Annotated in this window: 11 protein-coding genes; 9 read left to right on the top strand and 2 right to left on the bottom strand. The window is 72.5% G+C overall.

The window, feature by feature from the left end; genetic code table 11:
- The coding region (locus ACXJMZ_RS34565) for an ATP-binding protein (RefSeq protein ID WP_457033977.1) at window positions 1-360 on the bottom strand (360 nt) is incomplete at its 3' end.
- A gap of 233 nt (window positions 361-593) precedes the next feature.
- Between ACXJMZ_RS34565 and ACXJMZ_RS34560 the strand changes: the two genes are divergently transcribed.
- The 9 genes from ACXJMZ_RS34560 to ACXJMZ_RS34520 all read left to right on the top strand — a co-directional run bounded on the left by ACXJMZ_RS34560 (window position 594) and on the right by ACXJMZ_RS34520 (window position 10644).
- Window positions 594-1388 carry a hypothetical protein gene (locus ACXJMZ_RS34560; RefSeq protein WP_457033976.1) on the top strand — a complete coding sequence of 265 codons (795 nt, stop codon included), beginning with the start codon at window positions 594-596 and terminating at the stop codon, window positions 1386-1388.
- A gap of 116 nt (window positions 1389-1504) precedes the next feature.
- Entirely contained in the window at window positions 1505-2236 is a 732-nt protein-coding gene (locus ACXJMZ_RS34555; protein WP_457033975.1) for a YcnI family copper-binding membrane protein, read from the top strand.
- Window positions 2237-2331: 95 nt separating this feature from the next.
- On the top strand, window positions 2332-3000 hold the full coding sequence (locus ACXJMZ_RS34550; protein WP_457033974.1) for an SCO family protein: 669 nt from the start codon (window positions 2332-2334) through the stop codon (window positions 2998-3000).
- Window positions 2997-3473, top strand: coding sequence for a copper chaperone PCu(A)C (locus ACXJMZ_RS34545; RefSeq protein WP_457033973.1), 477 nt, complete (start codon window positions 2997-2999; stop codon window positions 3471-3473). The genes ACXJMZ_RS34550 and ACXJMZ_RS34545 overlap by 4 nt, the downstream gene beginning before the upstream one ends.
- 3 nt (window positions 3474-3476) lie before the next feature.
- Window positions 3477-5441 (top strand): copper resistance CopC/CopD family protein, encoded by a 1965-nt coding sequence (locus ACXJMZ_RS34540; RefSeq protein ID WP_457033972.1) that lies wholly within the window; start codon window positions 3477-3479, stop codon window positions 5439-5441.
- A 6-nt stretch (window positions 5442-5447) separates the two neighbouring features.
- Window positions 5448-6674 carry an iron uptake transporter deferrochelatase/peroxidase subunit gene (efeB, locus tag ACXJMZ_RS34535; RefSeq protein WP_457033971.1) on the top strand — a complete coding sequence of 409 codons (1227 nt, stop codon included), beginning with the start codon at window positions 5448-5450 and terminating at the stop codon, window positions 6672-6674.
- A 246-nt stretch (window positions 6675-6920) separates the two neighbouring features.
- On the top strand, window positions 6921-7856 hold the full coding sequence (pheA, locus tag ACXJMZ_RS34530) for a prephenate dehydratase (protein ID WP_457033970.1): 936 nt from the start codon (window positions 6921-6923) through the stop codon (window positions 7854-7856).
- Window positions 7857-8566: 710 nt separating this feature from the next.
- Window positions 8567-9844, top strand: a complete 1278-nt coding sequence (gene serS / locus ACXJMZ_RS34525) for a serine--tRNA ligase (RefSeq protein WP_457033969.1) — start codon at window positions 8567-8569, stop codon at window positions 9842-9844.
- Complete coding sequence (locus tag ACXJMZ_RS34520) at window positions 9841-10644, top strand: HAD family hydrolase (protein WP_457033968.1); 804 nt, start codon at window positions 9841-9843, stop codon at window positions 10642-10644. The genes serS and ACXJMZ_RS34520 overlap by 4 nt, the downstream gene beginning before the upstream one ends.
- A gap of 38 nt (window positions 10645-10682) precedes the next feature.
- Here the strand turns inward: ACXJMZ_RS34520 and ACXJMZ_RS34515 are convergent, their stop codons facing one another.
- Complete coding sequence (locus tag ACXJMZ_RS34515) at window positions 10683-12263, bottom strand: LCP family protein (protein ID WP_457033978.1); 1581 nt, start codon at window positions 12261-12263, stop codon at window positions 10683-10685.
- Window positions 12264-12281: the final 18 nt, after the last annotated feature.

The raw sequence follows: 12281 nt of genomic DNA, 5'->3' as shown, positions 1-12281 counted from the left end.
GCCCCGGCGGGTGCGGCAGCGGCCCGGGGGGCGGATCGCGGGGCCGGCCTGGCGGCGCAGCGGGGGCAGGGCGAAGGGCCGGGAGGCGGCGGTGGCCGGGGGGAGGCCGGGGCCGGTGTCGGTGACCTCGATCCGCAGGCGGTCGCCGGAGATCGACGCGGTGACCTGGAAACCCTCGTCCGGTCGGGTGGAGGTGGCGTGCTCGACGGCGTTGGCGCAGGCCTCGGTGAGGGCGATGCCGAGGTCGAAGGCGACCTGCGGATCGACACCGGCGGAGTCCATCGCGCCGAGCAGGATGCGCCGGGCTAGCGGAACGCTGGCCGGGTCGCGCTTGAGGTGCAGAGTCCACCAGATGTCCACGGGAGGTCCCTCCTGGCTGCGGCTCCACATACAACTAGGTATCTCCGGCCGATTCCGTGGTGAACCGTGCAGAAGGCCAGGTACCGCCCGTTCGGCGGATGGACTGGTGCAGCAGGGTGTGCCCGAACGGCGCACGGCCGCGCGCGCACGCCGGACCCGAACGGGCCAATACGCGGTACTTTTTCCGCCCCTCTCCCAGCCGCCGGTGTAGGCGGTGAGAGGATGGCTCAGCCATGACCGACCACCGCCCCGCCCCGTCCCCGGGTGCTGCCGCAGCGGGCCTCCGTGCCCCGGCCGCCGCCTGGGATCTGCGGCTTGCCCGGGCGGTGCCGTTCGCCCTGGTGTGCACGCTGATCGCGGCCGCCGGGCACGCCCTGGTCGGCAACGGCGAGGTCGGGCTGCCCGCACTGGCGACCGGGTTCGCGGCGGTCTGCGCACTGGCGGTACTGCTCGGTGGGCGGGAGCGTTCACTGCTCGCCATCGCGGGCGCGCTGACTGCCGGTCAGCTCGGGCTGCACCTGGTCTTCCACTTCCTGTGCGGTGCCGCGATGCCGGGCATGCACCACGGCGGCGCGCTGACGCTGCCTCAGGTGGCGAGCCGGCTGGTCTGCGACGAGAGCGGCACCGCCGCCTTGATCGACAACCCCGGCGGGCTGGTCAGCGCCGCCGGCCTCGATCCGGACGCGTACCCGGCGGCCGCGATGCCCGAGACCGGCGGCTGGCTCGGACTGACCGGTCCGATGCTGCTCGGCCACCTGGCCGCCGCCGTGCTGGCCGGCTGGTGGCTGCGCCGTGGCGAGGCCGCCCTGTGGCGGCTGCTGCGGCTGACGGCGGACGTGGCGCAGGAGTTCACCGCCCCGCTGCGGACGGCCTTCGCGCTGGTCCTCACCCTGCTGCTGGGCCCGGCGACGACCGGCCGGGGCCGGCCCCGCGCACCCCGGGCGGGCGACTGGCGGCTGCCCGGCGCGGCCGCCCTGCGGCACAGCCTGCTCCGCCGTGGCCCGCCCGCGGCTGCGTACGCGCGCTGACCTGAGACCTCGTCGGGAGCGCGCGTACGGCCCTGGCTGTCCGTCACTCCCCTCTGCGTACGCGCGCCGCCGTTCCGGCCTGCCCGCGTGCCCGTCTCCCGTTGGAGCCCACTGCCATGCGAATCTCTCCTGCCCGTCGTCTCGCCGCTGCCGCCACCGTCGCCGCCGCGTCCGTGCTCGCGCTGGCCGCCCCCGCCTTCGCGCACGTCACCGTCCAGCCGGGCTCGGTCCCGCAGGGCGGCTACAGCGCCGTCGCCTTCCGGGTGCCGAACGAGAGCGACACCGCCTCGACGGTGAAGCTGGAGATCAACCTGCCGCTGGACCACCCGATGGCCTCGGTGCGCACCCAGCCGATCCCGGGCTGGACCGCCACCCTGGAGAAGTCCAAGCTCGACAAGCCGCTGAAGGCGCACGGCAAGGACATCACCGAGGCGGTCTCCAAGATCACCTGGACCGCCGACGCGGGCGTCAAGGTCGGCCCCGGCCAGTACCAGGACTTCTCGGTCTCGCTCGGCGCGATGCCGGCCGACACCGAGAAGCTCACCTTCAAGGCGCTGCAGACCTACGACAACGGTGACGTGGTGCGCTGGATCGACGAGGCCAAGGAGGGCCAGGCCGAGCCCGCCAAGCCCGCCCCGGTGCTGACCCTGACCAAGGCCGCCGCCGCTGCGGGCGACCACCACGCCGGTTCCGCCGACGCCACCAAGGACCAGGCCGCCGAGCACGCCTCGATGAGCTCGGACGACTCCACCGCCCGCACCCTCGGTGTGGTCGGCATCGTGGTCGGCGTGATCGGCGCCGCGCTCGGTGTGGCCGGCCTGCGCCGCAAGAGCGGCAGCGCCTCCTGATTCCGGGCCGGTCCCGGCCGCCGCGCGCCACCCGGCGGCCGCCCCCCCGGGCGGCGGGGCCCCGCCACAGCACGCTCCACGATCGGACCTCCGCAATGGCACGTACCCCTTCCTCCCGACTGCTCGGCGCCGCCGCCCTCGCGCTGACCGCCGCCCTCGCCCTGACTGCCTGCGGCTCCGGCGGCGGCAGCGCCGACGGCCCGGTCAAGGTCTCGAAGGAGAGCAGCAACTCGCCCTACCAGGCCACCGTGCTGGGCAGGCACTTCGAGAAGCCCGAGCTGACCCTCACCGACACCTCGGGGCAGCCCTTCGACCTGCGCAAGCAGACCGCCGGGCGCCCCACCCTGCTGTTCTTCGGCTACACCAGCTGCCCGGACGTCTGCCCGACCACGATGGGCGACATCGGGGTGGCGATGGCCAAGCTCCCGGCGGAGGAGCAGAAGAAGATCGACGTGGTCTTCGTCTCCACCGACCCCGAGCGGGACACCCCGCAGGTGCTGCGCACCTGGCTGGACGCGATGGGCAAGAACTTCGTCGGGCTGACCGGCGACCTGAACCAGGTGAAGGCCGCCGCCAGGTCGCTCGGCGTCCTGGTCGAGGACCCGATCGTGAACAAGGACGGCAGCGTCACCTCCTCGCACGGCGCCCAGGTGCTGACCTTCCTGCCGCAGGACGACAAGGCGCACCTGCTCTACCTGAGCAGCACCTCGGTGCAGACCTTCGAGCACGACCTGCCGCTGCTGGCCAAGGGGGTGCCGGCATGAGTCCGTTCCGCCGCCGGGCCCTGCTCGGCGCCGCGCTGGCCGGCGCGCTGACCGTCGGCACGGTGCTGGTCGGCTGCGGCTCCGACAGCCCCGCCGCGGTGGCCAGGCTGAGTGTGGTCGACTCCTACATCCCGATACCGGCGAGCCCGGGCGGGATGGCCGCCGGCTACCTGACGGTCCGTAACTCCGGGGCGGGCGGTGACGAGCTGATCGGCGTCCGCAGCCCCGGCGCCGCGTCGGTCACCATGCACCGCTCCACCGAGCGGACGATGGAGGAGGTGTCGTCCTTCCCGGTGCCCGCCAACGGCGAGCTGCAGCTGTCCCGGGGCGGCAACCACCTCATGATCATGGGCTGGACGAAGACACCCGCGGTCGGCGACCGGCTCGAACTCGAACTCACCTTCGCCAAGGGCGAGATCATCGCCGTCCAGGTGCCGGTCGAGTCCCTCACCTACCGACCCGGGAGCCAGTAGCTCATGTGGAAGAGGCTTGGTGCCCTGCTGACGGTCGTGGTCACGGCCGGGCTGCTGCTGATCGGCAGCGCCGGTACGGCGGCCGCGCACGCGACGCTGGTCTCCACCGACCCGGCGAACAACGCGGTGGTGGCCACCGCGCCGGCCGCCGTGTCGCTGACCTTCAGCGAGGGCGTCTCGCTCTCTCCCGACTCGGTCCGGGTGCTCGGACCTGACGGTGCGTCGGTGGACTCCGGCGAGCCTGGCCACGTCGACGGCAAGGCCGCCACCGCCCGGGTCTCACTCCGGAGCGGGCTCGCCAACGGCACCTACACGGTGGCCTGGCGGGCCGTCTCGGAGGACTCGCACCCGATCGGCGGCGCCTTCACCTTCTCGATCGGCGCCCCCTCCGCGACCACGGTCTCGGCCGCCGCGCTCCAGGACGTCAAGCCGAACGGCGCGGTCGCGTTCGCCTACGGCACCGGACGGACCGTCGCGTACGCCGCCTTCGCGCTGCTGGCCGGGGCGGCCGCGTTCGTGCTGCTCTGCTGGCCCGCCGGGGCGGCGGTCCGGTCGGTGCAGCGGCTGCTGATGACCGGCTGGGTGTCGCTGCTGGTCTCCACGGTCGCGGTGCTGCTGCTGCGCGGCCCGTACGAGCGGGGCACCGGCATCGGGCAGGCGTTCGACCTCTCGCTGGTGCGCAGCACCCTGGACGAGCGGATCGGGACGGCGCTGTCGGTCCGGCTGCTGCTGCTCGCGGCGGCCGGGGTCTTCCTGTCGCTGCTGGTCGGGCAGTTGGGGCAGGCCAGGCCGGAGACCTTGCAGGACGCGGACGGTGAGCAGGACGAGCTGCGGCAGCTGGAGCAGCGGGCCGCCGACCGCCCGCTCCGGGACGCCCGGCTGGGCCTCGGCGTGGCCGGTCTGGTGCTGGCCGTCGCACTCTCCGCCACCTGGGCCGGGGCGGACCACGCCTCGGTCGGCGACCAGGTCTGGCTGGCCCTGCCCGCCGCGATGGTGCACCTGCTGGCGATGGCGCTCTGGCTGGGCGGACTGACCACGCTGCTGCTCGCGCTGCGCAGCGGGGTCGACGTACGGACGGTCGAGCGGTTCTCGAAACTGGCGTCCGGCGCCGTCGGGGTGCTGGTACTGACCGGCGTCTACCAGGCCTGGCGCGGACTGGGCAGTTGGGGCGCACTGGTGGACACCGAGTACGGGCGGCTGCTGCTGCTCAAGACCGGCGCGGTGGTCGCGATGGTGGGCGTCGCCTGGTTCTCCCGGGGGTGGGTGGCCCGGCTGCGCTCCGGTCCCGTTGCGGAGGCCCCGGTTCCCGAAGCTTCGGCCGGGCCGGCGACTGAGGCGTCCGAACCGGCGGCCGTCGGGGCCGACCCGGTACGGGCCGCGCAACTGGCCAGGCAGCAGGCGGCCCGGGCCGAGGCGACGGTGCGTCAGGAACGCGACGGCACGCCCGCGCGGGCGGGGCTGCGCCGGTCCGTCCTGGTCGAGGCCGCGGTCGCGGTGGTCGTCCTGGTGGTCACCACGATGCTGACCAACACCCCGCCCGGCAAGGTCGCCGAAGCGGTCGCCGCCGCCCCGGGCCGCGGCCCGGCCACCCTGCCGGGCGCGATCCCCAGCACGGTGCCGGGGAAGACCGTGGAGCTCAAACTCCCGTACGACACCGGCGGCCGCACCCCGAACGCCAAGGGCACCGCCACCGTCGCCGTCAACCCGGCGGGCGTCGGGCTGAACAGCGTGCAGCTCACCCTGACCGACACCGCGGGACAGCCGGTCGAGGTGCCCGAGGTGGAGCTCGCCTTCACCCTGCCGGACCGGGATCTCGGCCCGCTCCCGGCCACCCTCAAGGCCGAGGGCCCGGGCCGCTGGTCCGGCACCGGCCAACTCCCGCTCGCGGGCAACTGGGTGGTGTCGGTGACCGTACGGTCCTCCGACATCGACCAGGTGACCGAGGTCAAACCGCTCAAGATCGGCTGACACCGTATGACCTCTCTCTCCGGACTCTCCCGCCGTGCCTTGTTGGGCAGCGCCGGGGCCGCCGGCCTGGCCGTCGGGGTGGCCGGTGGCGCGCTGGGGCAGCAGGCCCTGGCCGCCCCCGGCTCCTCCGCCGACACCGGCGCCGCGCTCGGCCGGGCCGCGATCCCGTTCCACGGGCCCCGGCAGGCGGGCATCCTGCAACCCGCCCAGGCGCGCGTGCAGTTGGCCGCCTTCGACCTGGCCGACGGGGCCGGGCGGGACGGGCTGCGGCAGCTGATGCAGCAGTGGTCGGCGACGGCCGCCCGGCTGACCCGGGGAGCGGACGCCCCGTCGGCGGAGAACCAGATCGCGCTGGACGCCGGGCCGTGCTCGCTGACCGTCACCTTCGGCTTCGGCGCCTCGCTGTTCGACCGGACCGGTCTGACGGACCGTCGCCCGGCCGGCCTCGCCCCGCTGCCCGACTTCCCCGGGGACGCCATCGACCGGGCCCGCAGCGACGGCGACCTCTGGGTGCAGATCGGTGCCGACGACGCCCTGGTCGCCTTCCACGCCCTGCGCGTGCTCCAGCGGCAGGCCGCCGGACTGGCCACTCAGCGCTGGCAGATGACCGGCTTCGGCCGGACCCCGGGTGCCACCCCGCACCCGATGACCGGCCGCAACCTGATGGGTCAGGTGGACGGCACCAACAACCCGAAGCCGGGCCAGGACGGCTTCGAGGAGAAGATCTTCACCAGCGGCGCCGGCGACGGCTGGCCGGCCGGGGGCACGTACGCGGTGGTCCGGCGGATCAGGATGCTGCTCGACAACTGGGAGAGCCTGCCGACGGACCGTCAGGAACGGGTGGTCGGCCGCCGCAAGTCCGACGGCGCCCCACTCTCGGGCGGCACGGAGACCACCGCGGTGGACCTGACGGCCCGGGGCGCGGACGGCACCCTCGCCATCCCGGCCGACGCCCACGTCCGGGTGGCGGCACCGGCCTCGAACAGCGGGGCGACCATGCTGCGGCGCGGGTTCTCGTACGCGGACGGGGTCTCGGCGGACGGGTCGCCGGACGCGGGGCTGCTCTTCGTGGCCTTCCAGGCCGACCCGCTGACCGGGTTCGTACCGGTGCAGCGGAAGCTGGCGCGGGGGGACGGGCTGTCGCGGTTCCTCCGGCACGAGTCCAGTGGGCTCTACGCAGTGCCGCCGGGGGCGCCCGAAGGCGGGTACGTGGGGCAGTTCCTACTGGACTGAGGCGCCTCCCGAGCTTGCACTGTCCAGGGGCTCGGGGAACTGCGACGCCGACCTCGTACAAGGTGATCTGTACGTAAGTGGTCAGGAACTTTCGTACGTGACCCCGGCGCCGGACCTCCTCGCAGTTCCCCGAGCCTCTGGTGCTGCGCCGTGTGCCCACGGGCCGGACGGCGGGAGTGGTGGGCCGGGGGAGTGACTAAGGTGGGTTGGTCGGGCAGCACCAGATGCATTTCGTACGGAGGCGGCATGTCGGCCACCCGCTACACCTACCTCGGTCCCGCCGGAACGTTCACGGAGGCGGCGCTGCGTACGCTGCCGGAGGCCGCGACCCGGGAGCTGGTGCCGATGGCTTCGGTGCCGGCCGTGCTGGACGCGGTGCGGGCGGGCGAGGCGAGCGGTGCGTTCGTGCCGGTCGAGAACTCCGTCGAGGGTGCCGTCACCGCCACCAGTGACGAACTCGCCACCGGCACCGCCCTGATGATCTACCGTGAGGTGCTGCTGCCGATCTCGTTCGCACTGCTGGTGCGGCCGGGGACGGCGCTGGACGACATCAAGACCGTCACCAGCCACCCGGTGGCCCAGCCCCAGGTGCGCCGCTGGCTGGCCGCGAACCTGCCGGACGCCCGCTGGGAGTCGGCCGCCTCGAACGCGGACGGCGCGCGGCTGGTGCAGGAGGGCCGGTTCGACGGGGCGTTCGCCGGGGAGTTCGCCGCGCCGATCTACGGTCTCGAACCACTGGTCACCGACATCCACGACGCGGCCAACGCGACCACCAGGTTCGTCCTGGTGGGGCGGCCGGGGCGGGTGTCCTCGCCGACCGGGTCGGACAAGACCTCGATGGTGGTCTGGCTGCCGGACGACCACCCGGGTGCGCTGCTGGAGCTGCTGCAGGAGTTCGCGGTGCGCGGGATCAACCTGATGCGGATCGAGTCCCGGCCGACCGGCGAGGGGCTCGGCAACTACTGCTTCCTGATCGACTGCGAAGGGCACCTGAGCGAGCGCCGGGTGAGCGAGGCACTGATGGGGCTGCGGCGGATGTGCCCGCAGGTCCGGTTCCTCGGCTCCTATCCCCGGGCGGACCAGGGGCAGCCGACCGCGCTGCGGCCCGGCACCTCGGACCAGGATTTCAGCCTGGCCGCGGACTGGCTCTCCCGGGCACTGGACGGGCGCGGCGAGGCCTGAGGTCGCCCCGCTCGAAGGTGATCCGAATCGGTCATTTCATGCCCGGAAATGCCAATTCCCGACACGCCGACAGCTTCACCCGGCCGGTCGACCGACCGTTCCGTACCGCCGCCCGCCGCMCCCSTCGGCGGGCGGCGGGCTTCGTCCACAGTCCCCCGATCCATCCACAGGCGGGCCCCGGCCGAGTTATCCACAGTTATCCACAGGCTTGGGGACGAGTCGACAAACCGGCATATCCACTGGCCGGGCCGGTCAGATCATCCGCTTCTCGGCCAGAGCCGACTAATCGGACCAGAGTCATCCTTCCTCCGGCAAATCACCCGTCCGAGTGCGCGAATTCCCTCACCTGAGAGGAGGAATCGGGGTTTGAAACCTCAATTCCTTCGCAGATCACCGGTCCGGCCTGCACATCCCGGTCATCCACAGGCCCGAGGTCGAGCCTGTGGAAATCCGGCCCCGGGCGACCTCTGCACAGCAGTTATCCACAGATTGACGGCAGTTATCCACAGGCCTGGCGGGCCGGCCACACCGCGCTGACCTGCGCCGGGGCGAATGAGCGGGGGCAGGATGCCAGAGAAGCGGGCAGAAAGCGACATATACGACAGGAAGCTGCCACTTCAGTCCTTCCAGCCCCTCCGGCCCCAGCGGACCCGAACAGCGACAGCAAATCAGGTACCGGTCCGGCAGCCCTGCCCCGGTAGGCTTGCCACGTGATTGACCTTCGCCTGCTCCGTGAGAACCCCGACCGAGTGCGCGCCTCGCAGCGTGCCCGTGGTGAGGATGTCGACCTGGTCGACGCCCTCCTCTCCGCCGACGAACGGCGCCGCTCCTCGGGCAGTCGCTTCGACGAACTGCGCAACGAGCAGAGGACGCTCGGCAAGCAGATCCCCAAGGCCCAGGGCGACGAGAAGGCCGAGCTGCTCAAGCGCACCGGCGTACTCGCCACCGAGGTCAAGGCGGCCGAGGCCGAGCAGCGCGAGGCGACCGAGGAGGCCGACCGACTGCTCCGTCAGCTGGCCAACCTGATCGACCCCGCCGCCCCGGTCGGTGGCGAGGAGGACTTCGTCACGCTGGAGGAGATCGGCACCCCGCGCGACTTCGCGGCCGAGGGCTTCGAGCCCAAGGACCACGTCGAGCTGGGCAAGGTCCTCGGCGCGATCGACACCGAGCGCGGCGCCAAGGTGGCCGGCTCGCGCTCCTACTACCTGACCGGCGTCGGCGCGCTGCTGGAGCTCGCCCTGGTCAACATGGCGGTCGCGCAGGCGGTCGAGGCCGGCTTCACCCCGATGATCACCCCCGCCCTGGTCCGCCCGGCGGCCATGGACGGCACCGGCTTCCTCGGCCAGGCCGCGGAGAACGTCTACTTCCTCGAGGAAGAGGACCGCTACCTGGTCGGCACCAGCGAGGTCCCGCTCGCCGCGTACCACATGGACGAGATCATCGACGCGGACAAGCTGCCGCTGCGGTACGCCGGTTACTCGTCCTGCTTCCGCCGCGAGGCCGGCACCTACGGCAAGGACACCCGGGGCATCATCCGGGTGCACCAGTTCGAGAAGGTGGAGATGTTCGTCTTCACCACGCCCGAGGACGCCGAGGCCGAGCACCGTCGCCTGCTCCAGTGGGAGAAGGACTTCCTCAACGCGCTCGAGCTCCCCTACCGGGTGATCGACGTCGCCTCCGGCGACCTCGGCTCCTCGGCGGTGCGGAAGTTCGACATCGAGGCCTGGATCCCGACCCAGGGCAAGTACCGCGAGGTCACCTCGACCTCGAACTGCACCGAGTTCCAGTCCCGCCGGCTCGCCATCCGGCTGCGCGAGGAGGGCGGCAAGGTCCGTCCGCTGGCCACCCTGAACGGCACCCTGGTCGCCGTCCCGCGCATGATCGTGGCGATCCTGGAGAACCACCAGCTGGCCGACGGTTCGGTCGCCGTACCGGAGGCGCTGCGGCCCTTCCTGGGCGGACGAGCCGTCCTGGAACCGGTCAAGTGACCTCCGGGCCCTACCGGTTGGTCGCGACCGACCTGGACGGGACGCTGCTGAACTCGGCAGAGACCGTCACCCCGCGCACCCGCGCCGCGCTGGCCCGGGCCGTCGCGGCCGGGGCGCTGCACATCATCGTCACCGGCCGGTCCGCAGTCTGGGCCCGGCCGGTGTTCGACGAGATCGGCTACACCGGGCTCGCGGTCTGCGGGCAGGGCGCCCAGGTGTACGACGCCGGGGAGCACCGGCTGCTCACCTCGCTGACCCTGGACCGCCGGGCGGCGGCGGAGGCGATCGCCAAGATAGAGGCCGAGATCGGCACGCTGGCGATCGCGGCCAACCAGGACGGGCTGGACGGCGAGGTGCTGGCCGGGCCCGGCTACCAGCTGCAGACCGGCTCCGGGCTGCCGATCCGTCAGGTCGGCGCCGAGGAGCTGCTGGTGGCTCCGATCAGCAAGCTCTACGTGCAGCACCCCGGGCACGGCGACGACTCCCTGGCGGAGGTGGCCCAGCGGGTCGCCGGCGACCTGGTCGGCGTCACCATGGCCGGGGCCGGGATCGTGGAACTGCTCCCGCTCGGCCTGACCAAGGCCACCGGGCTCGCGGTCGCGGCGCACCGGCTCGGCGTGAAGGGTGCCGAGACCATCGCGTTCGGGGACATGCCCAACGACGTGCCGATGTTCGGCTGGGCCGCCCACGGGGTGGCGATGGCCAACGGGCACGAGCAACTGCTCGCGGTCGCGGACGAAGTGACGGTCAGCAACGACGAGGACGGCGTGGCCGTCGTGCTGGAACGGCTCTTCGCTTAGCGGAGGCAGCTCCTGACCGTAGCTGCTCGGGTGCCTGCCTAGCCGCCCGCCGGGCCGTAGGAGACGTCGTCGCAGGCGGCGGTGTCGGCGGGGCGGGCGGCTTCGGCGATGCTGCTGGGGATGGCCGTCGGGGTGGTGACGGGGGTGGTGGTGGCCCCGTGGGCGGCGGCGTAGTCCTTGCCGAGGACCAGGTTGATGCCCACCCTGCTGGAGGACTCCAGGGTGGCGCCGGGGAAGAGGTCGGCGACGGTCTGGGCGGAGACCTTCTGGCCGGGGCCGTACTGGACCACGGTGGTGGCATGGGTCTGGGTGGAGGCGTTGCCGACCGTGCCGACGGTGAACTTGGACTCCTTGAGGGCGTTCACCGCACCGGTGGTGAGCCCGGCGGTGCTGGTGCCGTTGTAGACCGAGACCTTGATCCCGGTGCCCTTGACGGGGGCCGGCGGGGCGGCCGGGGCCGAACTGACCGGCGCGGCCGGGGCCGAACTCGGTGCGGCGCCGCCAACGTTGGCGTCCTGGCCGTCCAGTGTCCTGCCGGACTTGAGGGCCTGCCAGAGCACGTCGACGTCCGGCTTCACCAGGGCCACCCGGGAGCCGTCGAAGCGCCAGGGGGTGGTGATGAACTGGATGTTGTGCAGGTCGATGTTCTTCATCGACATCGCGAACGAGAGCAGCTTGGCGGCCGAACCGAGGCCCTCGTCCACGATCAGCGACTTGGTGGCCGCGTTGGCCAGCGGGAGCAGGGTGGTGGCGTCCATGCCCTTGCTCTTGACGTCCTTGATCAGGGCGGACAGGAAGGCCTGCTGACGCTTCATCCGGCCGATGTCGGAGCCGTCGCCCACGCCGTGCCGGAGCCGGACGTAGTCGAGCGCCTTCTGGCCGGAGACGGTCTGCTCGCCCTTGGGGAAGATCTGCTTGCCCTTGTGGCCGAGATTGGGGTTGAGGTTTCCCTCGTAGATGGCGTTCGGCAGGCAGACGGTGACACCGCCGACCGCGCTGGTCATCGCGGCGAAGCCCTGGAAGTTCACCACGATGGTGTGGTCAACCCGGAGGCCGGTGAGTTTCTCCACGGTGTTCTGGGTGCAGGCCGGGTTGCCCGCATCGGTCTCGCCGACCGAGAAGGCCGAGTTGAACTGGATGCTCGTCTCCTCCTTGGTCCACTTCCCGTTCGGCAGCTTGCACTTGGGGCGGGCAACCATCGCGTCGCGGGGGAAGGAGACACCCACTGCGTGCTTCCGGTCGGCGTAGACGTGCAGCAGGATCGTGGTGTCCGAGCGGGCTCCGCCGTCCTCGCCGCCACCCAGGTCGGCGTTGCCGCCGGCCCGTGAGTCGGAGCCGATCAGCAGCACGTTGATCGGGGTGTTGCCGTTCGCGTCGGGAGCGGCCGCGTCCGGGCGGTCCGAGCTGAGGCCATCGCTGTCGAAGGTGCTGATGTTGCCGTTCAGCTTCAGGTAGATCGCGCCGCCGGTGAGCACCACCAGAGCGATCGCCCCGGTCGCCACCCAGGCCACGACCTTCTTCTGCTTGCGCTTCTTCCCGCCCGGACCCGCCGGCCCGCCCTTGCCCTTGGCAGCGGCCCTGGCGGCCGCCCGCCCGCCCGGCCCGGCGGGCGGCGGCACCTCGACCCGGCCCTGCTG

This window comes from Kitasatospora sp. P5_F3, from assembly GCF_054049135.1.
The sequence above is the reverse complement of the archived record's forward strand: the minus strand, read 5'-3'. Positions and strand labels throughout refer to the sequence as shown.

Bases quoted from the DNA above. Each gene is read 5' to 3' on its own strand.
- ACXJMZ_RS34540 (WP_457033972.1), top strand. From the start codon at position 3,477: ATGTGGAAGAGGCTTGGTGCCCTGCTGACGGTCGTGGTCACGGCCGGG.
- ACXJMZ_RS34555 (WP_457033975.1), top strand. From the start codon at position 1,505: ATGCGAATCTCTCCTGCCCGTCGTCTCGCCGCTGCCGCCACCGTCGCC.
- efeB (WP_457033971.1), top strand. From the start codon at position 5,448: ATGACCTCTCTCTCCGGACTCTCCCGCCGTGCCTTGTTGGGCAGCGCC.
- ACXJMZ_RS34545 (WP_457033973.1), top strand. From the start codon at position 2,997: ATGAGTCCGTTCCGCCGCCGGGCCCTGCTCGGCGCCGCGCTGGCCGGC.
- pheA (WP_457033970.1), top strand. From the start codon at position 6,921: ATGTCGGCCACCCGCTACACCTACCTCGGTCCCGCCGGAACGTTCACG.
- ACXJMZ_RS34550 (WP_457033974.1), top strand. From the start codon at position 2,332: ATGGCACGTACCCCTTCCTCCCGACTGCTCGGCGCCGCCGCCCTCGCG.
- ACXJMZ_RS34560 (WP_457033976.1), top strand. From the start codon at position 594: ATGACCGACCACCGCCCCGCCCCGTCCCCGGGTGCTGCCGCAGCGGGC.